Origin of the sequence: Natronoarchaeum philippinense, from assembly GCF_900215575.1 — an archaeon.
Classification (GTDB): domain Archaea; phylum Halobacteriota; class Halobacteria; order Halobacteriales; family Natronoarchaeaceae; genus Natronoarchaeum; species Natronoarchaeum philippinense.
In genome coordinates this window covers 107,248-130,138 of record NZ_OBEJ01000005.1, presented here as the reverse complement: position 1 = coordinate 130,138, position 22,891 = coordinate 107,248, and the positions used below count along the sequence as shown (strand labels likewise).

Genomic DNA, 22,891 nt, shown 5'->3' with positions numbered 1-22,891 from the left:
ACACGCTGCCGCCGAACCTCGGCGCCGCCGTCGACGCGCTCGAAGATGACGAGGTCATCCAAGACGCCCTCGGCGAGCACGTCGCCGAGAAGTTCATTCAGGCCAAGACCGCCGAGTACGACGAGTACAAGGCCGAAGTCTCCGACTGGGAGCTCGACAACTACCTCGAAACCTACTGAGGCCGTCCCCGACTGGCGGGACTATCTTTTGGCACTCGGCAGATCGGCCGGCGTCGACGCCGGTTCCGCGACACCCTTAAACGACAGAGGCGTCTACGAGAACTCGGTAGAGAGAGCCCGGCCTCCGCGAGCCCTCGCGGGCGCGTGAGGAAAGTCCCCCCACCGTCCGGGCAGACGACCGGGCGCAAGCCCGGGGCGGGAGACCGTCGGCACTGGAACAGAAACGACACGTCTCGGCCCGACCGATGCGGTGTGCGAACCCCGAGCGAAAAAAGCGACCGCGAACAAGCGACGGGGAGCTAACCCACCTAGGAGTGAGGGTCGAGGACCGATGGAACGGCGAATCCTCGCCGGTGCAAGTCGGCGTCCCGGCGTGTAAACGCCGCAAGGTAGCCTGGACGCGGGCGCCGACGCTTAGCCGAATGCCGGGAAGAACAGAAGGGGGCTTACTCCTCTCTGCCGAATTTCGATGCCGTAGCGACGGCGTCGTCGAGCGCGCAACGGTGATCGGCGTCACGACGCCGCGGCGAGGATAGCTTCGAGCGCGTCGATAGCGGCGTCGTTAGTTACCCTGAATCGCGTCGATGACCATCGCGGCGGCGACGACAGTCTCTTTGGGCACGTCGCTGGCGTCGTCGATGGTGATGTCGTAGGTGTCTTTCAGCGACATCTGTCCGGAGATGTTGCCGACGTGGTCCCCGCTCTGGTCGGTGATCTCGTACTTGTGGGGGATCCACTCGCCGAACGGGACGAGGTTCCGCGCGGCGGTGATCATCGCACCCCGCGAGTTGATCTCGGCGATCTTGGCCTCGGTCTCGGCGTCTCGGATCTTCCACGTGTCTTGGAAGATCGAGTAGTCGTTGTCGAGGATCGCAACGTCCTCGCCGGTCTGGGCGTCGGTGAGCACGTAGTTGCCGGCAACGTCGATGATACCGCCGGCTTTCACCGTGAAGACGTCATTGCCCTCGCCGTCGGTGAAGGGGAACTCCTCTTTCATCTTGAACATCTTCTGTTTCCCTCTGAGGACCACGTTGCCGGCCGCGTCGGTGGCCTTGTACTTGTTCCGGATCAGCGACTGAACGACCTGATACTCGCTGTCTGTGAGGTCGATCCCAGCGATCGACCCATCGTCTGCAGTTGCCATGCCTGGTCTTACTTCGGGCAAGGCACTTGAATTTTCGCAGTCGTGGTTCGTCGAAATATTTCCCGAGTACACTCGGCAACGGCGTCGAGGAGCGGAACCGTCGGCGGTTCGGCCGCAACCGACAACACTTCATTCGTCGCGGCGCTTCCTGTGTGTAGATGAGCAAGGAGTACATCGAGGTCCGTGGCGCCGAGGAGAACAACCTACAGGACCTCGACGTGGAGATCCCCCGCGAGCAGTTCAACGTGGTGACGGGACTGTCCGGCTCGGGGAAGTCCTCGCTCGCGTTCGAGACCGTCTACGCCGAGGGCCAGCGCCGGTACATCGAGAGTCTGTCGGCGTACGCCAGGAACTTCTTGGGCCAGATGGACAAGCCGAAAGTCGAGACCGTCGAGGGGCTCAGCCCGGCGATCTCGATCGACCAGAAGAACGCAGCGAACAACCCCCGCTCGACGGTCGGGACTGTCACCGAACTGCACGACTACCTGCGCCTGCTGTACGCCCGCGTCGGGACGCCACACTGCCCCGAGTGCGGCCGGGAGGTCGGCGAGCAGAGCGCCCAGAACATGGTGACGCGACTGCTCGACCTTCCGGAGGGCACGAAAGCCAAGCTCGCCGCGCCGGTCGTCCGCGACCAAAAGGGGGCGTTCGAGGACCTGTTCGACGAGTTGGTCTCGGAAGGGTACTCGCGCGTCGAGGTCGACGGCGAGGAGCACGACCTGACGATGGAGCGCCCCGAGTTGGACGAGAACTACGACCACACGATCGACGTGATCGTCGACCGGGTGAAGATCTCCACAGAGGCGCGCTCGCGGATCGCCGACTCCGTCGAGACCGCGCTGGAAGAGGCCGAGGGCGTCCTGAAGGTGATCCTGCCGAACCCGCCCGAAGATGTCGATGTCGGTGCCACGGCGCGCTCGACCGGCGACCTCGGCGTCGGCGGCGAGAAAGACGACTCGGCCGACGAGCGACTCGTCGTCGAGTTCTCCGAGGATCTGGCCTGCACGGAGTGTGGCATCGACCTGCCCGAGATCGAGACGCGCTCGTTCTCGTTCAATTCGCCACACGGCGCCTGCCCGGAGTGCGACGGGATCGGCCACACCAAGGAAGTCAGCGAGGAGCTGGTCATCGAAGACCCATCGAAGCCGCTCAAGCACGTCTTCGAGCCGTGGAGCTACCAGCGGTCGTACTACCAGACCCGGCTCGACGCCGTCGCGGACCACTTCGACGTGTCGCTGTCGACGCCGTTCGAGGAGTTGTCCGAAGATGTCCGCGAGCAGTTCCTCTACGGCACGCGCGAGCAGGTGCTGTTCGAGCGCCAGACGAGAAACGGCACCCGGCGCAAGCAAAAGCGCTTCGAGGGCGTCATCCCGAACCTCGAGCGCCGACACGTCGAGACGGACAGCGACAGCACGCGCGAGCACATCGAGGACTACATGTCGATCACCACCTGCCCGACGTGTGACGGCACGCGCCTCAAGGACGCCTCGCGGGCGGTGCTCGTCGCGGATACCGCGATCAGCGAGGTCAACCGGATGAGCATCGGCGACGCGCTCGAACACTTCGAGGGCGTCGAAGACGGGATGAGCGCCCGAGACCGGAAGATCGCCGAGGAGATCCTCAAGGAGATCCGGGCACGCCTCGGGTTCATGTGCGAGGTCGGGTTGGAGTATCTCACGCTCGACCGCGAAGCCTCGACGCTTTCCGGCGGGGAGAGCCAGCGCATCCGACTCGCCACGCAGATCGGGTCGGGTCTCGTGGGCGTGCTGTACGTCCTCGACGAACCTTCAATCGGCCTCCACCAGCGCGACAACGACCGCCTGCTCAACACGCTCGAAGAACTCCGCGACCTCGGGAACACGCTGCTCGTCGTCGAGCACGACGAGGAGACGATGCACCGGGCCGACTCGGTGATCGACCTCGGCCCCGGTCCGGGCAAGCGCGGCGGCGAGATCGTCGCACAGGGCGACACCGAGGAGATCATGGCCGCCGACGAGTCGATCACCGGCGATTACCTCGCCGGCCGCAAGCAGATCCCGGTTCCGGAGGAGCGCCGCGACGCGGACGGACACATCACCATCGAAGGCGCGCGTCAGCACAACCTCGACGACCTCAGCGTCGACCTGCCAATAGGAAGTTTCACCGCGATCACCGGCGTCTCGGGCTCGGGCAAGTCCACACTGATGCACGACGTGCTGTACAAGGGCTTGGCCCGCGAGATGAACGACAACACGAGCGTCAGGCCCGGCGATCACGACGCGATAGAAGGACTCGACCAGATCGAGACGGTGCGCCTGATCGACCAGAGCCCGATCGGCCGGACGCCGCGGTCGAACCCCGCGACCTACACCGGCGTGTTCGACTACATCCGGGAGCTGTTCGCCCAAACTGAACTCTCCAAACAGCGGGGCTACGAGAAAGGGCGGTTCTCGTTCAACGTCAAGGGCGGCCGCTGTGAGGAGTGTGGCGGGCAGGGAACAGTGAAGATCGAGATGAACTTCCTGTCCGACGTGCACGTCCCCTGCGAGGAGTGTGACGGCGCCCGATACAACGACGAGACGCTCGACGTGGAGTACAAGGGTAAGACGATCGCCGACGTGCTGGAGATGAGCGTCGAAGAGGCCTACGACTTTTTCGAACACGATTCCCGGATCGAGCGCCGGCTCAAACTGCTCAAAGACGTTGGGCTCGATTACATGAAGCTCGGCCAGCCCTCGACGACGCTTTCCGGCGGCGAGGCCCAGCGCATCAAGCTCGCCGAGGAGTTAGGCAAAAAGCAGACCGGCGACACGCTGTACCTGCTCGACGAGCCCACGACCGGGCTGCACTCGGCCGACGAGCGCAAGCTGATCGACGTGCTCCAGCGCCTGACCGACAACGGCAACACCGTCGTCGTCGTCGAGCACGAGCTCGATCTCATCAAGAACGCCGATCACGTGCTCGATCTCGGCCCCGAAGGCGGCGAGCGAGGCGGGCAGATCGTCGCCGCGGGGACGCCAGAGCACGTTGCCCGAACCGACGACTCCCACACCGGTCGCTACCTACGTGACCTGCTCCCAGATGTCGATATGCAGGGACCGCGGTCGGACCGCGAGAAAGCAGCGCCGGCGGCGGACGACGACTAACTCGACCGGCTGTCTCTCGGCAGTTCTCTGGTAGCGCCGCGCCGCGTCGTCTCTACCACAGCATTGCACCGCACGACTACGGCATTCGTGCCGCACAGTGCGCGAGCGGCCAGAACGTGCCGGATACATTCCGGATAGCCAAAAGTATTTGCGGCTCGTCTGGTAACTAGTGGCTATGACTCCGATCGACATCGCGCTCGTCGCCGTCGGCTTGGTTCTGGCGTTCGCGGGCGCAGCGCTGTTCAAGTACACGCTGGCGGCCGTCGGGCTGCTTTCGGGCGGGGCGGGCGGGTTCTTGCTCGCCAATGCGGTCGCACCCGAACCGACGACCGTGGCCGTCGCCGCGCTCGTCGGCGCCGTTGTGGGCGTGTTCCTAGCGTTCTCGCTAATCACGACCGTAGCGACGATTCCCGGATTCATGCTCGGGTCGTACGTCGCGGCGATGGTCGTCGGGCTCGACGGCGGGAGCCTCGGCGTCGCCACGCTCGGCCCGACGCTGCTGGGCGGCGTCGTCGGTGCGGCGATCTGCGGGCTCCTGTTCACGAAGGTGCTCCCGGCCCTCACCGCGCTGTTGGGCGCAGCGCTGGCGACGCGTGCGTGGACGGTCGACGCGTTCCGCGAGGCTGCCACCTCTCTCGACCCCTCACCGGTACTGATCGAACCCGGCGTCCCCTTCGCCGCGGTGTTTGTCGCCGGGACGCTCAGCCAGATCGGCCTGCTGAAACTCGGCTGGACGAAGCAGTTCGGCAAACCACCCAAAGCGCTCTGGAAACGCGTTCGCGGCGACTCGTCGTCGGGGCCCGATGCTGACGGCGATTCCGATCCGATCGCCCCGCCGAGCGACGGCGACGACGGCCTCGCCTGATCGCCGCACCGGCTGACGCCACCCCGACCGCGGCGATTCCTGACTACTTGTTTTCCGCGACCCTCGCTGTGTCAAGCACTCATAAGCGTGTAGGACAAACGTGAACGCATGACAGTGTACGCGGCTATGCGCAACGGCGTTCTGACGGTCCGCGAGAGCGGCGGCGAATGGCTGGCTACCGAAGGTCTCGCGGATAAGCGGGTCGAGTGCGTCGCCGCAACGGACACACAGGCGTTCTGCGGGACGTTCGAGTCGGGGCTGTATCGGACGGTCGACGGCGAGAGCTGGGAGCGTATCGGCGCCGGCTCGCTTCCCGAGGCCGTCACCGCCGTGCGCGTGAGTCCGCACGATCCCCGCGAGATCTGGGTCGGCACCGAACCGAGCCGGCTGTTTCGGTCGCCCGACGCGGGCAAAACGTGGGGCGAACTGCCCGCTCTGACCGATCTGCCCTCTGCCGACGAGTGGTCGTTCCCGCCGCGTCCCGCGACCCACCACGTCCGGTGGATCGAGCTAGATCCGACCGATCCCGAGCGCGTCTACGTCGGTATCGAGGCGGGTGCCCTGCTGGTGAGCGAGGACGGCGGCGAGACGTGGACCGACCGGCCCGAGGGCTCCCGGCGCGACAACCACTGGCTGGCGACCCATCCCGAAGCGCCGGGCCGAGTCTACTCGGCGGCCGGGGACGGCTACGCCGAATCGACAGACGGCGGGATGACGTGGGGCCATCCACAGAACGGGCTGGAGCACCACTACGTCTGGAGCGTCGCGGCCGATCCGGGCGACCCCGATACCGTGCTCGTCTCGGCGGCCAGCGGGGCCAACAGCGCCCACCGCGTCGGTGAGTCCTACGTCTACCGGAGGCGTGGAGAGGGTGCGTGGTCCCGGATCGGCGACGAGTACGAGGCTGGTGCGGGACTGCCGACCGGACAGGGAACGTACCGGTACGTGCTATCGTCTGGCGACGAACCTAGCGAACTCTGGGCGCTCTCGAACACCGGCCTGTTCCGGACCGAGGACGCCGGCGAGAGCTGGAACAGGGTCAGTATCGACTGGCCCGATCGGTTCGACGAGCAGACCGCCCGAGGGCTGGCGGTGGTCGAGTGAACGCACAGATGGCGAACAGACGGCACAGGGGCGAGCGCGCGGAACGAAGTGCCGTGCGACCGCGAACCGTTCCGCGTCGGGGGTCAGCGCATGGCCGGGCGTCGCCTCGTTTTCGGACATAAAGGTGTGCCGCGACGGCGGCGTCCCGAACGGAACCGAGAAGGTATTTACTCGCGGGACCTGACACACCGTATCGGAGATGCACGATTTCGTCGTCGTCGGCTGCGGGCCGCCGGGAGCGCGGTTCGCCCGGCGAGCCGCCGAAGAAGGGTACGACGTTGTCGCCTTCGAGAAAGGTAGAGTGGGCGAGCCGCTGGCCTGTTCGGGCCACGTCAGCACCGATATATGGGAGTTTACCGGGCCTGATGCCCGCGAGGACCTGTTTCAGAACCGCATCCGCGGCGCTCGGTTCCACGTCGGCGGCCCGAACGGTGATCGGCCCGACGGCGACGATTCGTACCCGTTTTACAAGGACGAAACCGTCTCGAACGTGATCGACCGCGTCGGCCTCGACCGCCACCTCGCGGATCTGGCCCGCGAGGCAGGTGCCGACGTGCGCGAGCGCCACACCGTCACCGGCGTCGACGAGCACGATGATCGAGTTGAGGTGACGGTTAAATCACCCGAGGGCACCGAGACAGTCGACGCAAAGATGGTCGCTGGCGCCGACGGTCCGCGCTCGCGGGTGCGTGACGAACTCGGCTTGGAAGAGCCCGGCGAGTTGCTCCACGGCGTCCTCGGATTCGATCCCGAACCGGACGGGCAGGACTTCGTCGATGTCCACCTCTCGGCGCCGCGGTTTTTCGCGTGGCGCATCCCGCGGGGCGACGCCGGCGTCGAGTACGGGCTGGCGGCGCCGCCGGGCGACGGGGTGCGAGAACTGTTCGAGGAGCTACAGGCGGGTTACGGCGTCGATCTCGAAAATCGCTGTTCGGGCGCTATCCCGATCGGTCCGCCCGAGTCGGTCACGTCGCGGCGGGGATTCTTGCTCGGCGACGCCGCCGCCCAGACCAAACCGTTCACCGGCGGCGGCATCCTCTATGGCATGACCGCCGCCGACCACGCGGTCGAACAGATCGACCCCGACTGGCCGCCGACGCTCGCGGACTACGAGCGCGCGTGGCGCGAGGACCTATTCCGGGAGATCCGACTGGGCCACCTGCTACGCCGGGCGTACTCGCTTCCGGAGCCAGTTCAGCGGTTCGGACTCCGAACGCTCTCGGGCGAGATCGGCGTCCACATGGATCGGCCGACCTCGCTGTTCTCGCGGGAGCAGCTGAAGGCGTGGCTGTCGCCCTGATCGACGGAAAAGAGCGGTTCAGTACGTCGGCAGTCGCGCCGACCGGTCGGTGCCCTCGTAGAACGGCAGTTCGACCGGTTCGGCGGGGACCTCCTCGCCATCGACACGAACAGTGAGTTCGGCATCGGCGTCGACGCCGAACTCCACTAGCGCGAACGCGATCGGGCCGCCGACGGTCGGGCTCTCGACGGCTCTGGTGACCTCCCCGATCGCGCTGTCGCCGTCGAATACCGCGGCGCCGCTCTCGGGGAGCTGATCGCAGGCGAGGCCGACGAGGCGTCGACTCGGTTGGCCTCGGTTCTCGACGCGCGAGACGACTTCCTGCCCGACGTAACAGCCCTTCTCGAAGTCGAGCGCGTTCCGGACGCCGACGACGTTGGGAATCTGGCCGTCGAGTTCGGTCTCGAACAGCGGCGTCCCGGCTTCGAGGGTGAGCGCGTCCCAAGCGTCGTAGCCGACCGGCGCGGCGTTCATCCCCTGCGTTTCGAGCGTGTCGTAGACGTGGTCGGCGTCGTCGGCCGCACAGACGATTTCGTACCCCTCGTCGCCGGTCGGCGCGTCGGTTCGGAGCACCGTGACGCCGGCGTCGCCCATCGACCCGCGGACGAAGGTGAGCTGTTCGTCGGGCGTGCTCGACCCGTTGAGCACGCTGGCGACCTTCTCGGTGGCTTTCGGGCCGTGGACGCCGAAGACGGCGAAGTCGTCGGTCGCCTCGCGGATCTCCACGTCCTCGATGAACACCTTCTCGCTCCAGTCCTCGGCCAGTTCGGCGGCGCGCTGTGGCGGCGTGAACAGCAACAAACGCTCGCCCGCGTTGTAGACGTACATGTCCGTCTCGACGCCGCCCTGCGGGTCCAGAACGAGGGCGTACGTGCCCTCGCCGTCGGCCGCGGGAACGCGGTTCGAGACGACGTTGTCGACGTAGTCGACGCGGTCCGCTCCCTCGACGACGACGACGCCGTAGGCCATCTCGATCAGGCCGACGACGTTCCGGACCGCGCGATGCTCGCGCTCGGGGCGCCCGAAGTTGCGGACGACGCGCCGTCCGCCGCGCTCGTCGAAGACGGCGCCGTGTTGCTCGTGGACCGATCCGATGACAGTCATGTGAAAAGCCTCGTCCCGGGCCGGAAAAAGCGTCGCGCTTCAGAACGGGAGTCGATCGCGCAGTTCGTCCAGAAACGACTGATCGGTGGACTGGTCGTCCGGATCGGGGATGACTCGATCGGCCGGTTTGATCACCGTCCGGTCGACGGTTTCGTCAACGTCGATGAGGTCGTCGTCTTTCAGCGATTCTAAGGCCTCTTCCATGTCGTGGATGCTCACGTCCGCGTGCGACCGGAGCTCGAAGACCGTCATGCCGTCCTCGGGCCGGTCGACGAGGGCGTCGAGCACCTCGACCTCGGTCGCATCACGGTCGCGGTACTCCCGCCGTGCTCTCATGTCTGATACATGCCCCTGCTGTGGTTTTACCTTATCCCAAGTTACTTGACGTTTTGGGCGATCGGTCGCCACGGAGAGCCGAGTCGATCAGATCGCAACCGCGAGAGGGCGCTTTCTCGCAGGGGCCGTTCAGCGGCAACTTTTTACGGCCCGATTGGGTAGGCGATTGCAATGGGTCTCAGGTGTTCGCTCCTCGGACATAGCTTCGGCGACAGCGAGGTCGAGCGAGAGCGAGAAGAGCAGGGCAGCGAGGTGGTCGTGACGATCCGCGAGGAACAGACCTGTTCCCGCTGCGGGAAGACGAAACTCGTCAGCGAGAACAAGGAAGTGACCTCGATGGCGACCAGAGAGAGCACGCCGGACACGTCTGGCGGGTCGTCGACGGACGACGCGAACGAGACCGCCGCCGGTGGGGCGAACGAGGACGCCGACGCGACGGGTGGCTTCGGAGCCGACGACGGGAGCGCCGAGGAAGCTGCGGTCGCCGGTGACGGGCGCGACGCCGAAATTATCGACGGCGGGCCCGACGACTCCGTCCCGGAAGCGACCCGCGAGGCGGCGTCGGTGACCGAAGAAGACGAGAGCGCGACCGCGTCGGAGCCGGCCTCCGGCGACGACGACGCCGTGATCCTCGACGAGAGCGAGGACGAACAGGAACCCAAAGAGCGCGAACACGGCGAGTGGCCCGACGCTGACGACACGCGCCAGCGCAGCGGCGGGGACGGCCCGCCAGCGGAGTGGCCCGACGCCGACGGCGAGGACGAGGGCTACGACGCCGAGCCAGCGGGCGGCGAGCCCGCCGACGTGGAGTTCGGCGGCGGCCTGAAGCCGGAAGCAGGCGGCGATGCCGACGCCGACGGACAGATGGTCGGCGGCGACACCGGCTTCACCAGCGCCGACGCAGCGCCCTCGCCAGTTGAGGCCGACCGCGAGCGCGAGGCGACAGAGTACGTTTGCCCGGAGTGTGGTCACACCGCGGCCGGGAACGGATCGTCGCTGCGCGCCGGCGACATCTGCCCGGAGTGTCGCCGCGGCTACCTCGCGGAACGCTAGGACCAAGCCGTAACGGGTAAATCAGCCCCGGACGATTCCACGAAGCATGAAGGAGTACAAGATGCGCCGCGGCGAGCACTTAGAGGACCGAATCCCGGACATGGAAGCGACCGTCGAGGACTACTTCGGCGAAATCACCGACACGGAGGAGTTCAAAGGCAACGACCTCCACGTCGTCGAAGACCCCGACAACCCCGTGTTCAAGCGGATCGTCGCCGGGACCTCCGAGTACAGCGGCAAGAAGGACAAGCTCGCGGTCCACTTCGAGGAGCGCGACGCCGAGGACGTCATCGCCGAGGGTAATGCCGACGCCGCCGCCGACGCGGTCGACGCCAAGAACGACTTCCTGCTCGAAGCCACGGGCCGGGACGCCAAGGCACGCCGCGACTCGATGAAACGGGCCGTCGAGGACGACCCGGACCACGACGTCGACGCCTGAGGTCCGACAGCACGCTGTTTTCGACCGGCTGCAGTTCTGGCAGCGCAGTGCCAGAGTAATCTAAAGTAGCGCCGCAGCCGCCTACAGCGCGTTCTCGACGGCGCCGGCGACGCTTCTGGCCTTCTCGGCGAGTTCTTCGGAAACGTAGCCCGCTTCGACAGCGGCGTCGAGTTCGTCGGCGTCGACGCGCTCGACCTCGCCGTCGGGACGCTTGACCACGTCGACGTGCAGGTCGACGTAGCGCGCTGCGTCGGGAAACAGCTCGACGGGCGTGCAGATGTTGACGTAGGTTCCCTTGCGCTCGCCGTCGGCGCCGCGGTACATCGTCGGATACCACCACCGGCCCTCGACGAGTTTCGTGATGGCCACGTCGCCCGGTTCGCGGTCGGTGCCGATGGCGTCGTAGGTGCCCGACGAGCGCATCTCGCGGCGCAGCGTCAACGAGCCGTCGTCGCCCCGATCTGTTACCTCGCCCCGCCCGAGCGTGATGAGCCGGCCGTCGGGCTTGCCGTGGCCCAGCGCGAGTCGGTCGTCCTCCCGCGGCCCGAACTGGTCTGCGACGGCGCCGAAGGGGAACTCGCCGTCCGGCGCGCCGACCGCCTCGACGAAGTCGACGGCATCGCTGGCCGCTCGGTCGGCCGCCTTCGTGCGATGGTGGCCCGGCATCGTCGTCGTCACGTCGCGGCGCCGCTCGTCGAGCGCGAACCGCGACTCCCGGCCGAACCAGACCCAGACGGTGGCCTGCGGGGCGACGACCTGTCGCGGGTCGTCAGCGTCGGGATCGGCCGCCGACAGCCCCTCGTCGAACGCCGCGGCGCGTTCGGCGGCCCGCGAGAGCGCGTCGCCCAGCGCGCTCATCTCGGCGTCGGCCGCGGCGCGCTCCCAGCGAACCCCCCAGCCGTCGGGCGCCTCGGCCGGCAGGAGATCGGTCGTCCGAACGAGTTCAGTCCCGCGCTCTCCGCGGACCGCGGCGGTGGCGTCGTCGCGCCCGCGAACGAGCGAGACGAGTTCGCCCGGCACTTCGATGCCGGTGTCGAGTAGCGGCCGGTCGTCGTCCCACGGCGCCGCCGGATCGTCGACCTGCACGCGCAGCCGATCACCCTCCTCTACGTAGCCGTCGACGGCGTCGAACGGGAGAAAGCCCTCGGCGGGAACGCCGGGAAGTGGTGCGCCGGCCGTCGGCGGCGCCGGGTCGTCGGCCAGCGCGACGACGGCGCCGCTGCCCAGCGAGTCGGTGACGACGCCGTCGAACACCGCGCCGCGGGGCGCGGGCGTCGACCACGCGAGGGCGTCGCGGCCGAGCGCGTCGGCGAGCAGGTCGCGCAGTTCCGCGACGGCGTCTGGTGCGCCGCTGAGACCGACGCCCTGCCGGTCGTCGGTGTCTGCGACGCTGACGGCCGCCGGCGCCGCTGACAGATCGGCGTCGAACCGCTCGCGGATCGGGTCGGAGGCCTGCACGACCTCGTGACCGGCATCGAGCAGCAGACGGGTCAGCGCGGTCGAGTAGATGCCGCGCAGTCGGACTGCGGTCATCGGAGGCGGTCGCGTGCGGGCGCGAATTTCACGCGGTCGTGGATCGTCGGCCCGAGCGTCAACTCGACGAGGTCGTCGTCGAGCACGCGGCCGTCCTCGACGTACACGCCCCACGAATCGAAGCGCAGCCAGCCCCGCATGTCCTCGGCGTGGGTCGTCAGATCGAGGTAGTCGACGGTGTGTTCGGGGTACTCGCTGGCGCCGTGAGCGAGATCCATGTCCGAGTAGAGTCGGTCGGCGGCCTCGAAAAACGCCTCCAGTTCGGCGGCCGTCTCGGTGGTCTCCTCGACGACGAGTTCCGACGCGCGTTGGAGGTCGTCGGTGTCGAGACCGACCTCGCGCAGCGCGCGCTGGGTTCGCTGATCGAAGTGCATGCCCGGCCGTTCGGTCCGGGGGGATTTGAGCGTGACGAGCGCGCGAGCGGTCAGTGTCAAAGACTTTGGGCACAAACACAAGTCGTTCGGCGTCGTAGTCGGTGTATGGCTCGACGACGGGGGAGACAAGCGCGCGAGCACGTATCGGACGAGGACAATACGGGGTTGGCGGACGGGGACAACACGCGGCTGACTGACTGGTGACCATGAGCGAGAACGACGCGAACCGGACGACGATCGGGCGGCAGTGGACCGACGCCTCGCGCCACGCCGTAAACAGCTACGTGGAGGCCAACAACGCCCTCTTTGCGGCCATCGGCATCGACCGGGACGAACCGGACTCCGGCGCCGAGCAGACGGAGGCACCGGTGGTCGAGATCGCCTACGGCGACGCCGAGTGGATGATGGAGCGGTCGGTCGACGAGTACGACGAGCTGGGCGTCGGCGAGTACGTGCGGTTCACCAAGCCGCTCGTCGACGCCGACGTGAACGCCTTTGCGCAAGCCAGCGGCGACACCAACCGGCTCCACCTCGACGACGCCTTCGCCGAGGCGACGCGGTTTGACGGCCGGATCGTCCACGGCACGCTCGTCGCGGGGACGATCAGCGCGGCGCTGGCGCGCCTGCCGGGACTGACGATCTACCTCTCGCAGGATCTGGAGTTCAACGCGCCGGTGCGGATCGGGGACGTAGTTACTGCCGAGTGTGAGATCGTCGAGGATCTCGGCGAGCACCGCTACCGGCTCTCGACGGCCGTCTACGATCAGGACGACCGGGCGGTCATCGAGGGCGAAGCCGTCGTGCTGATCGACCCTGACGTAGATCAGTAGCGGCGTCCGGAAGATCAGTAGCGGCGTCCGGACGGCTGGGTGATCGGTCACCGAACACCCGACAAAGGACTTTATCCGGGTCCGGCGTAGTAGCGCGTGGGGAGAGAATGGGACAGGATACCGAGCCGTTCGAACTCGACGTGTACATGCGAGCGTTCGTTCCGGACGCCGCCCAACGAAGACAGGAAGCGATGCTAGAGCGGATGCGCCGCCTCCGCGATCGCGGGATCATCGACGACGTGTCGGTGTCGCGCTGGAGCAGCCGGGCGTGTCTGTCCGTCGAACTCCACCACGACCGGCCTGACGGGACCGAACTGTACCGCGAACTCGTGGACGCGACCGACGGAACAGCGCTCTCTATTCAGCCGTTCTTCCGGGAGCGCAAGGGACCGAGTCGCGGCCGGTCGGTCGTCCACCTCCCGGTCGTCTGCGTCGTCGTTCGCCGCGACGACGCCATCGCAGGCGTCTACCCGTGCTCGGCGCCGGAGGGGACCTACAGCGTCACCGACTGCCTCGACGCGCTCGAAGACGGCGGCGACGTGGAGAACGTCGACGGCGACGTTGCGCTCGATCCACAGCCCGCGTAGGCGGTCCGGGCCGCCGTAACTCGTCACGCCTTTATCCGGCGCTCGAATACGAAGTCGTATGTTCCTCACCGTCCGCGAGGAGGTCGAAGCCGCGCTGGCCGACGCGCTCACCGGACTCGACCTGCCCGCAGACGACCTCGGCATCGAACAGCCGCCGGAAGACGTCGACGCCGTGCTGGCGTCCAGCGTCGCCTTCCGGTTGGCCGGCGAGGTCGGCGCGCCGCCGCCGAAGGTGGCCGCCGACATCGCCGACGAGATCGACCCCGACGAGTACGAGTACGTCGCCGCCGTGACGACGCAGGGCCCCTACGTCAACTTCCTGCCCAGCGACCGGTACTTCGAGGCCGCACTGACGGCCGGGCAAGCCGACGACTTCGGCGCGCTGGAGGACCGCGATGAGTCGCTGGTGCTCGAACACACGAGCGCGAACCCGACGGGGCCGGTCCACGTCGGCCGGGCGCGCAACCCGATCATCGGCGACGCACTGGCTCGCGTGCTCGATTACGCGGGCTACGACGTGGATCGGCACTACTACGTCAACGACGCCGGACGCCAGATCGCCGTATTCACGTGGGCCTACGAGACGTTCGACGAGAGCGACCTCCCCGAACCCGAGCGCGAGAAGGCCGACTACGACATGGTTCGGTACTACCGCAAGGGCAACACGTTCCTCGACGAAGGACCCGAAGAAGAGGTCGAGGCCGCCGAAGCCGAGATCGAATCGATCATGCAGGGCCTCGAAGACGGCGACGAGGAGACCTACGACCGGGTCACCGAAGTCGTCGACACCGTGCTGGGCGGGATGCGCGAGTCGCTCGGGCGCCTGCCCGCGGAGTTCGACGAGTTCGTCAAGGAGACGCGCTTTCTGTTCGACGACTCGGTCGACGATCTGGTCGGCCGGCTCAAGGAACTCGACGAAGCCGTCTACGAGGAAGACGCGTGGCAACTCGACCTCTCGGGCGAGGGGATCGACAAGAACTTCGTGTTCCTCCGCTCGGACGGCACCAGCCTCTACGCGACGCGGGATCTGGCCCACCACGAGTGGAAGTTCGACAACTACGACCGCGCGGTGACGGTGCTGGGCGAGGACCACGGCCTGCAGGCCCGCCAGCTCCGGACCAGCCTCGAACTGCTCGGGAACGACACCGACCAGTTAGAGCAGGTGCTGTACTCCTACGTCAACCTCCCCGAGGGGAAGATGTCCACGCGCGCCGGCACCGGCGTCGACCTCGACGATCTGCTCGACGAGGCGATCGACCGCGCCCGCGAGGAGGTCGAGGACCGACTGGACGGCCGTATCCGCGACGACGACCTCGACGAGTCGGACGTCGAGCGGATCGCCCGGCAGGTCGGCATCGGCGCGGTGCGCTACGACATCGTCGCCAAACAGCCCGCCAAGGCGATCACGTTCGAGTGGGACCGCGCGCTCGACTTCGAGGCCCAGTCCGCGCCGTACGTCCAGTACGTCCACGCGCGGTGCTGTGGCATCCTCGAAGGTGCCGACGCGGATCCGGACGCCACCGACATCGACGCCGACCTGCTCTCGACGGAGTACGAGCGCGACCTGCTCCGGACCGTCGCACGATTCCCCGCCGTAATCGAGGAGGCCGCCGACGAACTCCAGCCCCACGTCGTCGCCACCTACACCCGCGAGATTGCCGAGGACTTCAACGCGTTCTACCGCGAGTGTCAGGTGCTCGGCGACGACGTCGACCCCGAGGTCCGGGACGCCCGCCTCGCGCTGGTCGCGGCCGCGCGCCACGCCGTCGGCAACGCGCTCGACGCGCTGGGCGTCGAAGCGCCGCGCTCGATGTAGCTAGTTCGAGTAGATCAGCGAGAGCCCGGTCAGAAAGCACAGCCACCCCCACAGGTGGATGGCGATCAACCCCGGCGTCAGCCGGCCGCCGAGGAGAAACCAGAGGCTCGACGGCGTCAGCAACACGCCGGTAAACAGCAGGACGTGTCCCGCGATTCGCGCGAGCAACGAGCGTAGCGTCTCGGCGGCGGCGTTCCAGTTCATCAAGAAGTGGCCGCGTTCGCTCAGAAGATGCCGCCGAGGAACCCGCCGCTCTGTTCTTCCTCGTCGGCCTCGTCGTCGCCTTGGTCCTCGCTGTCCGCCGTGTCGATATCGTCTTCGGCGTCACCGTCCGTCGCGTCGTCACCGGAGAACGGAATCGCGTCGTCGTCGAGGTCGATCTCGTCCTCGGATTCTCCGTCGTCCGTGTCGGATTCGGCGTCCGGGATCGTAACCGCGTCGTCGTCCGACTCGATCGGCGCCGCATCGTCAGTCGCCCCACCGTCTTCTGGTTCGGACTCGGACGCCGCGTCGGCTGCGCCGTCGGATTCGGCTTGCGTCACGACGGCCGACTCGGCGCGCTCTGCGTCGGACGCCCCCGTATCGTCGTCAGCATCTTGGGCGTCGTCCGCATCGCCCTCGTCGTCGACCCCCGCGATGGCGTCCTCGACGGACGACTCGGTAGCGGGCTCGCCCGAGTTCTCGGGGGCGTCGTCGCCGGTTCGGTCAGCTTCCGAGTCCTCGGTCGCTTCGGCATCGTCGTCGGCGACGGCATCGGGTTCGACGCCGTCGGCCAGCGTCGCGGCCAGTTTCCGGTAGGCCGTGGCGGCCGACGACTCCGGTTCGTGGACGACCAGCGGCGTCCCGGCGTAGACGCTGTCCCGGACCGTCGGGTCTTCGGGGATCGAGCCGAGCAGGTCGACGCCCAGCCGCGAGGCGATCTCGTCGTGAGAGACGCCGCCGTCGGGCCGGCCGCGCGTGACGACGAGACCGGCAACGTCGCCGCCCGAGCGGTCGACGAGGTCGATCGTCTTGCGAACGTCTTGGACCGATGCCGGTTCGGGAGTCGACACCAGCACGACTTCGTCGGCGACGCCGAGGGGCAGCACCGACTCGTGGCTGACGCCGGCGCCCACGTCCAACAGCACGTAGTCGAACTCGCCGCGCAGGTCGTCGACGGCGTCGGCGAGGCCGGTGGCGTCGGCGGTGGCGAACTCGTCGAGTTCGGTGCCGCTGGGGACCGCGGCGATGCCATCGGCCACCTCGTAGGTCGCCTCGGATGCGTCGGCCTCGTCGGCCAGCACGTCGTGAAGCGTCGGACCGTCGGGCGAGAGGCTGACGAAGCCCGCGAGGTTCGCCATCCCGAGATCGGCGTCGACGATCGCTACCCGCCTGCCGGCGCCGGCAAGCGCGGTGCCGAGGTTGACCGTGGTCGTCGTCTTTCCGACCCCACCTTTGCCGCTTGCGACCGCGTAGACCGTGGTGCCAGACATATTCGTTATCGGATCACAGTCACCCGCGGGTAATAAAACATCGCAGGACGCCGGGGGCCACAGAGACCGCCTCGCGCGGCCGTCTGCGTGCAGGTCAAAGCATACTTACACGCTCCGGCGGTTAGTACGCATAATGAGTCAGCAGGATGCCGAACAGACCGACCGGAAAAAATACGAGTTCCGGAAGGTCATCGAGGATCTAAAGGAGTACGAGGGGTCGGGCACGCAGCTCGTCACCATCTACGTCCCGCCGGACAAGCAGATTAGCGATGTCGTCGCCCACGTCACCCAAGAGCACAGCGAAGCGTCGAACATCAAGTCCAAGCAGACACGCACTGCCGTCCAAGACGCCCTGTCGTCGATCAAGGCGCGCCTGAAGTACTTCGACACCTACCCGCCGGACAACGGCGTCGTGCTGTTTTCCGGCGCCGTCGATTCGGGCGGCGGTCGGACGGACATGGTGACGGAAGTGCTGGAGAACCCGCCCCAGTCCATCGAGTCGTTCCGCTATCACTGCGACTCGGAGTTCCTGACCGAGCCGTTAGAGCACATGCTGGCCGACAAGGGGCTGTACGGCCTGATCGTGCTCGACCGGCGCGAGGCAAACGTCGGCTGGCTCCGGGGCAAGCGCGTCGAGCCTGTCAAGTCAGCCTCCTCGCTGGTGCCCGGCAAGCAGCGCAAAGGTGGTCAGTCAGCCCAGCGATTCGCCCGACTGCGCCTCGAAGCCATCGACAACTTCTATCAGGAAGTCGCTGAGATGGCCAACGACCTGTTCGTCGCCAAGCGCCACGAACTCGACGGCGTGCTGGTGGGCGGTCCCTCGCCGACCAAAGACGAGTTCCTCGACGGCGATTATCTCCACCACGAGATCCAAGACAAGGTGCTGGGCAAGTTCGACGTGTCCTACACCGACGAGTCGGGCCTGTACGATCTGGTCGACGCCGGCGAGGAGGCGCTGGCCGACGCCGAACTCATGGAGGACAAGTCGCTGATGGAGGACTTCTTCAAGGAGCTCCACGCCGGCGAGGAAGCCACCTACGGGTTCGAGCAGACCCGGCGGAACCTCATCATGGGCTCGGTCGAGACGCTGCTGATCAGCGAGGATCTCCGCAAGGACGTCGTCACCTACGAGTGTTCCAATGGCCACGAAGAGCGCGAAGTGATCGACCGACGCAAGAACACGCCGACCCACACCTGCAGCGAGTGCGGCGAGGAGGTCGAGGCCGACGAGGAAGAGGAGGCCCGCGAGGACGCCATCGATCACCTCATCGAGATCGCCGAACAACGCGGCACCGATACCAAGTTCATCTCGACTGACTTCGAGAAGGGCGAGCAGCTCTACGACGCCTTCGGCGGCGTCGCCGGCATCCTGCGGTACTCGACGGGCGTCTAAGCCGATCCCCGGCGGCATCCTGCGGCATCTTCTGTCGACGGCGTCGAAACGCCGTAGCGCCGCTGCCGCTCGGCGGCGTCGAGACGCCGCGGCGTCGCTTTCGCTCGGCGTCCAGCCAGTACCAAAAAGAGCGCGCGAAAGCTGTTTTAGCTCGACGAGTTGCCGCCACCGCCGCCACCGCCGGCCCCGAGCATCGAGTCGGTCTCGCCGTCGTCAGTCTCGAGCGTGACTTCGTAGTCGCTCACGGCGGCGCACACGATCCAGCCCTGCCCGCCGTGATCGAGCGAAACGTCGGCCTCGAAGATTCCTTGGTCGGCGTAAATCTCCCCGAGGTACTCGCCGCCGAGCGTGTACAGCTTCAGCGAGAACTCGCCGACGCCGGTGTGGTTGATCGCGACGGAGTTGACATCGCTGAAGTCGATGGGGCCGAGGTAGGCCGGTTCGGAACTCGTGAGCGTGGCCGGCGGCGTGACGAGGTCGCCGTCGCCCACGTCCGGCTGGACAACACTGACCGACCACTCCCTGTCGGTTCGGATCTCCATCGTGTACTCGCCTTGGGGAACGTCGATCGGAATGAACGCCTTGTAGTTCTGGATGTCGCCCTCCAGCGATCGCCAGACGTTCCCTCCGGAGTCGATCACGTCGACCCGCAGCCCCGACATCGGTTCGATGTCCAGCACGGTGAGTCCGGGGCGGACGGTGAACGTATCGGTCGTCGCGTTGCCGCTACCGGAGAACTCGGTCGGGTCGGGATCGGTCGCACCGAGCGAGTCGCCGCCGGTGTTGTCGTTGCCGTCGCTCTCGTTGCCCGTGGGCCCGCCGTCGGACTCGTTGTCGTTGTTGTCGGAGTCGTCCGAGCCGGCCCCGATGCAGCCTGCGAGAGCGGTCACACCACACGCCGTGACGAAGGTTCGTCGTCGCATGCGCCGAACTGCGACAAAGCAGTTGAAAGGTATTCGGTGGGTAGTTCGCGGCACGTGAGTGCTATCTCGACGGCAATCGTCGGTTAGGATTCGTTCCGTGGCGGTAAACGCAACTTACGGGAACGATCCGACGCCGATACGGACCGGACGCAGAGGTAAGCGGTTACTACCGGGAAATCGGCGCCGAGCAACGGAGGACGGCGCCGAGTTCGACGCCACCGTGCGGTTAGAGAAACTCACGAACGTCGGAGTAGTACATGTCGTGATGGTCGGCGGCGTCGATCAGGTCCGCGACGGTCGCCGCCAGCGCGTGCCAGCAGAGATCGGTCGGATCGTCGGGGTCGAGGTTGTACAGCGTGTCCTCGCAGGTACAACCTCGGCCCTCGACGACGTACTCGTCGGAGTGGCCGACGACGACAGTGAAATCGCGGTACTCCTTGACGCGCCCCTCGGCGACCGCCTCGATGGCGCGGGCGCCGCGGTCGCCGTGGATGTCGGTGATGCGCTCGACGACTGCGGGCGTCAGTTCGCCCGCCGCGGCCAAGTCGGCGCGCCAGTCGTCGCCGTCGGTCACGGCCGACCACCCGCTGTCCGCACTGGCCGATCTTCGGGACGGGCAGGTCCGCCGAGCACCCGGATCACGCCACGCAGATTAGAAAGCCCCTGACAAAACAGGTTCGGTCAGTAGTCGTCGGGCACCGCCTCGCCAACGGCGTCTGTCTCGCCGTTGTCGGGCACCGCCTCGCCAACGGCGTCTGTCTCACCCGTGGCGTCTTGCTCGGAGGCGGACTCGCCACGGGCGCGCCGGAGGTCGGCTTCGAGCCGCCGCCGCGCGGTCACGTCGGTGATGTACCCTTCGAGAATGCCCGGTTCGACCCGGTGGCCCCGTTCGTACACCCAGCGAACGTCGCCGTCCTTGCGCACGATCCGGTACTCCAGCGCGAAGGCGTCGCCGTTGGCCAGCGCCTCTCGGGTGACGCGGTTGATCGTCTCGGCGTCCTCGGGGTGGAGCACTGCCTCGCCCCACGACACTTCGCCGGATTCGAACTCCTCGGGGGAGTACCCGGTGAGTCGCTCGCAGCCCTCGCTGGCGAACTCTATGGGCCAGCCCGAATCGGTTCGGGCGCGATACGCCATCCCCGGGAGGCTCTCTAAGAGCGATCGGAACCGCCGGCGCTGTTCTTCGAGTTCACACTCGCGCTCGCGCTGCTCTGTGAGGTCGCGAACGACACAGACGGCGCCCGCGGACGCGTCGGGAGCGGCGGCAGGTGCGTCGTCGATCCGGGCGAGCGAGATCGTGGTCGGGAACGTCTCGCCGTCGGCGCGCTCACAGGTCACTTCGCCGGACCACTCGCCGTCGGATCGCAAGGCGGGCCGGACCTCCGATTCGACTCGACCGAGCGCCCATTCGGGAGCGATCTTGTGCCAACTGCTCCCTTCGAGATCGGCAGCGTCGTAGCCGTACAGCTCTCCGAACGCCGTGTTCGCGTAGGATAGTTCGCCGCCCGCCTCGAAGACGGCGATCCCCTCGGAGGCGGCCTCGATCGCCTCGACGCGCTGGCGGAGCGTTCGTTCGGTGCGGCGCCGGTCGACGAGGTTCCGGATCCGATTCGCCAGCACGGCGTACTGATCGGTGCCGGTTTCTTTCTGGATGTAGTCCGAAACGCCGGCCGAGATCGCCTCGCTTGCAATTTCTTCGCTGCCCTTGCCGGTAAACAGCACGAACGGTACCGACGGACGGCGCTCTCGGACCGCATCGAGGAACTCGATCCCGTCCATTTCGGGCATCTGGTAGTCGCTGAGCACGCAGTCGATCGACCCGTCGAGGGCCGCCAGCGCCTGCTCGGGGTCGGATTCGCTCCTGACGTCGAGGTCGCCCTCGCGTTCGAGGAACGTCTTCGTCAGGTCTAGCTGTGGGGGCTCGTCGTCGACGTGCAGGACGGTGATATGCTCGTTCATGGCTGGAATGCCGCGGCCCCGACGCCGACCGGTTCTACACGTTATCATTTCCCACAGTGTAAAAAACTCTCGGTCGATTGCACGTCGGCGTCGATACCGGCGCCGACCGCGCATCGTGGGGCTTTTCGCCGCGGGGTGCCGAGCGGTCGGCATGCAGATTCGGGAGGGCGCAGTCGAGATCGAGGTGCCCGAACAGGAGACCGAGGGCATCGACGACGCGGTGTTTTTCAACCCCGTGCAGGAGCTCAACCGCGACCTGACCGTCGCCGCGTTGCGGGCCTACCGCGAGCGCGAGGAGCGGGCGGCGTCGTATCTCGACGCCATGGCCGCCAGCGGCGCCCGCGGGGTCCGGGCCGCCGTCGACGGCTGGGACGTTACGCTCTGTGATCTCGACGCCGACGCCGTTTCTCTCTGTGAACGCAATCTCGAACGCAACGGCGTCGAGGGCGAGGCGGTCCAGCGCGACGCCAACGCACTGATGCACGAATCGGTGTTCGACGTGATCGACATCGACCCCTTCGGGACGCCGATGCCCTTCGCCGACGCCGCGCTCTCGAACGCGCGGGATCTCGTCTGTGTCACCGCGACCGACACGGCGCCGCTGTGTGGCGCGCACTTCGACAGCGGCGTCCGGAAGTACTCCGCGATTCCCCGAAACACCGAGTACCACGCCGAGATGGGCGTGCGCGTGCTCGTCTCCGCGCTGGTTCGGACGGCCGCCCGGTACGACGTGGGCGCGACGCCGATCCTCTCGCACGCGACCAACCACTACGCGCGGACTTACCTCGAACTCGACCACAGCGCGACCGACGCCAACGAGGCGGTCGACCAGTTGGGCCACGTCCACCACTGTGAGGACTGTCTCCACCGCGAGCACGAGTCGGGGCTGATAGCCCACCCGCCCGAGACGTGCCCGAACTGCGGCGGCAATCGCGTCCTGACGGCGGGACCGATCTGGCTGGGACAGCTGACCGACAGCGAGTTCGCCGCGGCGACCCGCGAACAGGTCAGCGAGGACATGGGCACCGCCGACAACTGTCGGGACCTGCTGACGACGCTGGAGGCCGAACTCGACGTGCCGACTCACTACGACCAGCACAAGCTCTGCAAGCAGTGGACGCGCTCGGCGGTCTCGATGGACGACTTTCTGGAGCAGTTACGCGAGGCCGGCTATGAAGCGACCCGCGCCCACTACGGCGGCACGACGTTCAAAACGGACGCAACGGTTGCCGAGATCGAGGCGGCGACCGGCGAGTGAGCGGGCGCAGGTGAGCACGGTTCAGGAGAGTACAGCCCGATCCGCGCGGACGCAGCGGCGTCGAGACGCCGGACCTATTTGTACGACGGCGCCGAAC

General features: G+C 67.1%; 20 protein-coding genes, 1 other RNA gene and 2 pseudogenes. 13 read left to right on the top strand and 10 right to left on the bottom strand.

Annotated elements, in window-relative coordinates:
- Both CRO01_RS14735 and rnpB read left to right on the top strand, forming a co-directional pair.
- A pseudogene (locus CRO01_RS14735) lies at positions 1-179 on the top strand (glutamine synthetase); the annotation flags it as partial.
- A 105-nt stretch (positions 180-284) separates the two neighbouring features.
- Positions 285-640: RNase P RNA component (gene rnpB, locus CRO01_RS14730), an RNA gene on the top strand.
- Between the two features lie 101 nt (positions 641-741).
- Here the strand turns inward: rnpB and CRO01_RS14725 are convergent.
- Positions 742-1,323 (bottom strand): LURP-one-related/scramblase family protein, encoded by a 582-nt coding sequence (locus CRO01_RS14725; RefSeq protein WP_097009929.1) that lies wholly within the window; start codon positions 1,321-1,323, stop codon positions 742-744.
- A gap of 158 nt (positions 1,324-1,481) precedes the next feature.
- Here CRO01_RS14725 and uvrA point away from each other — a divergent pair, with 158 nt between their 5' ends.
- The 4 genes from uvrA to CRO01_RS14705 all read left to right on the top strand — a co-directional run bounded on the left by uvrA (position 1,482) and on the right by CRO01_RS14705 (position 7,717).
- A complete protein-coding gene (gene uvrA, locus CRO01_RS14720; RefSeq protein WP_097009928.1) occupies positions 1,482-4,448 on the top strand; it encodes an excinuclease ABC subunit UvrA in 2,967 nt (988 codons plus the stop codon).
- A 175-nt stretch (positions 4,449-4,623) separates the two neighbouring features.
- Positions 4,624-5,313, top strand: a complete 690-nt coding sequence (locus tag CRO01_RS14715) for a hypothetical protein (RefSeq protein WP_097009927.1) — start codon at positions 4,624-4,626, stop codon at positions 5,311-5,313.
- Between the two features lie 108 nt (positions 5,314-5,421).
- Positions 5,422-6,417: a WD40/YVTN/BNR-like repeat-containing protein gene (locus tag CRO01_RS14710; RefSeq protein ID WP_097009926.1), complete on the top strand. Its 996-nt coding sequence runs from the start codon at positions 5,422-5,424 to the stop codon at positions 6,415-6,417.
- Between the two features lie 199 nt (positions 6,418-6,616).
- Positions 6,617-7,717 (top strand): geranylgeranyl reductase family protein, encoded by a 1,101-nt coding sequence (locus tag CRO01_RS14705; protein WP_097009925.1) that lies wholly within the window; start codon positions 6,617-6,619, stop codon positions 7,715-7,717.
- 18 nt (positions 7,718-7,735) lie between these two features.
- Here CRO01_RS14705 and ygfZ read toward each other — a convergent pair whose 3' ends face one another.
- Positions 7,736-8,821 (bottom strand): CAF17-like 4Fe-4S cluster assembly/insertion protein YgfZ, encoded by a 1,086-nt coding sequence (gene ygfZ, locus CRO01_RS14700; protein ID WP_097009924.1) that lies wholly within the window; start codon positions 8,819-8,821, stop codon positions 7,736-7,738.
- A gap of 39 nt (positions 8,822-8,860) precedes the next feature.
- Positions 8,861-9,157 (bottom strand): DUF6432 family protein, encoded by a 297-nt coding sequence (locus CRO01_RS14695; RefSeq protein ID WP_097009923.1) that lies wholly within the window; start codon positions 9,155-9,157, stop codon positions 8,861-8,863.
- A gap of 171 nt (positions 9,158-9,328) precedes the next feature.
- Between CRO01_RS14695 and CRO01_RS14690 the strand changes: the two genes are divergently transcribed.
- Together CRO01_RS14690 and CRO01_RS14685 are read left to right on the top strand one after the other, a co-directional pair.
- The gene (locus CRO01_RS14690) at positions 9,329-10,210 is read left to right on the top strand and encodes a DUF7093 family protein (RefSeq protein WP_097009922.1); all 882 of its coding nucleotides are present in this window, start codon (positions 9,329-9,331) and stop codon (positions 10,208-10,210) included.
- 46 nt (positions 10,211-10,256) lie between these two features.
- The gene (locus CRO01_RS14685) at positions 10,257-10,649 is read left to right on the top strand and encodes a DUF5611 family protein (RefSeq protein WP_097009921.1); all 393 of its coding nucleotides are present in this window, start codon (positions 10,257-10,259) and stop codon (positions 10,647-10,649) included.
- An 81-nt stretch (positions 10,650-10,730) separates the two neighbouring features.
- Here CRO01_RS14685 and CRO01_RS14680 read toward each other — a convergent pair whose 3' ends face one another.
- Both CRO01_RS14680 and CRO01_RS14675 read right to left on the bottom strand, forming a co-directional pair.
- Positions 10,731-12,182, bottom strand: coding sequence for a DUF402 domain-containing protein (locus tag CRO01_RS14680; protein ID WP_097009920.1), 1,452 nt, complete (start codon positions 12,180-12,182; stop codon positions 10,731-10,733).
- The gene (locus CRO01_RS14675) at positions 12,179-12,556 is read right to left on the bottom strand and encodes a DUF7532 family protein (RefSeq protein WP_097009919.1); all 378 of its coding nucleotides are present in this window, start codon (positions 12,554-12,556) and stop codon (positions 12,179-12,181) included. The genes CRO01_RS14680 and CRO01_RS14675 overlap by 4 nt, the downstream gene beginning before the upstream one ends.
- A 206-nt stretch (positions 12,557-12,762) precedes the next feature.
- Between CRO01_RS14675 and CRO01_RS14670 the strand changes: the two genes are divergently transcribed.
- The 3 genes from CRO01_RS14670 to argS all read left to right on the top strand — a co-directional run bounded on the left by CRO01_RS14670 (position 12,763) and on the right by argS (position 15,789).
- Positions 12,763-13,386: a MaoC family dehydratase gene (locus CRO01_RS14670; RefSeq protein ID WP_097009918.1), complete on the top strand. Its 624-nt coding sequence runs from the start codon at positions 12,763-12,765 to the stop codon at positions 13,384-13,386.
- A gap of 107 nt (positions 13,387-13,493) precedes the next feature.
- The gene (locus CRO01_RS14665) at positions 13,494-13,973 is read left to right on the top strand and encodes an HTH domain-containing protein (protein WP_097009917.1); all 480 of its coding nucleotides are present in this window, start codon (positions 13,494-13,496) and stop codon (positions 13,971-13,973) included.
- 58 nt (positions 13,974-14,031) lie between these two features.
- Positions 14,032-15,789 carry an arginine--tRNA ligase gene (argS, locus tag CRO01_RS14660; RefSeq protein WP_097009916.1) on the top strand — a complete coding sequence of 586 codons (1,758 nt, stop codon included), beginning with the start codon at positions 14,032-14,034 and terminating at the stop codon, positions 15,787-15,789.
- On the opposite strand, the gene CRO01_RS14655 is transcribed toward argS, so the two are convergent.
- Together CRO01_RS14655 and CRO01_RS14650 are read right to left on the bottom strand one after the other, a co-directional pair.
- Positions 15,790-15,993, bottom strand: a complete 204-nt coding sequence (locus CRO01_RS14655) for a hypothetical protein (protein WP_097009915.1) — start codon at positions 15,991-15,993, stop codon at positions 15,790-15,792.
- A gap of 314 nt (positions 15,994-16,307) precedes the next feature.
- Positions 16,308-17,261, bottom strand: a pseudogene (locus tag CRO01_RS14650) (MinD/ParA family ATP-binding protein); the annotation flags it as partial.
- A 133-nt stretch (positions 17,262-17,394) separates the two neighbouring features.
- Here CRO01_RS14650 and prf1 point away from each other — a divergent pair.
- Entirely contained in the window at positions 17,395-18,654 is a 1,260-nt protein-coding gene (prf1, locus tag CRO01_RS14645; RefSeq protein ID WP_097009913.1) for a peptide chain release factor aRF-1, read from the top strand.
- Between the two features lie 146 nt (positions 18,655-18,800).
- Here the strand turns inward: prf1 and CRO01_RS14640 are convergent, their stop codons facing one another.
- The 3 genes from CRO01_RS14640 to CRO01_RS16385 form a co-directional block, all read right to left on the bottom strand.
- Positions 18,801-19,577, bottom strand: a complete 777-nt coding sequence (locus CRO01_RS14640) for a hypothetical protein (RefSeq protein WP_097009912.1) — start codon at positions 19,575-19,577, stop codon at positions 18,801-18,803.
- A 226-nt stretch (positions 19,578-19,803) separates the two neighbouring features.
- The gene (locus CRO01_RS14635; RefSeq protein ID WP_097009911.1) at positions 19,804-20,151 is read right to left on the bottom strand and encodes a hypothetical protein; all 348 of its coding nucleotides are present in this window, start codon (positions 20,149-20,151) and stop codon (positions 19,804-19,806) included.
- A 107-nt stretch (positions 20,152-20,258) separates the two neighbouring features.
- Positions 20,259-21,536, bottom strand: a complete 1,278-nt coding sequence (locus tag CRO01_RS16385) for a PAS domain-containing response regulator (RefSeq protein ID WP_179747505.1) — start codon at positions 21,534-21,536, stop codon at positions 20,259-20,261.
- 151 nt (positions 21,537-21,687) lie between these two features.
- Here CRO01_RS16385 and CRO01_RS14620 point away from each other — a divergent pair, with 151 nt between their 5' ends.
- Positions 21,688-22,794, top strand: coding sequence for a tRNA (guanine(26)-N(2))-dimethyltransferase (locus CRO01_RS14620; RefSeq protein ID WP_097009910.1), 1,107 nt, complete (start codon positions 21,688-21,690; stop codon positions 22,792-22,794).
- Positions 22,795-22,891: the final 97 nt, after the last annotated feature.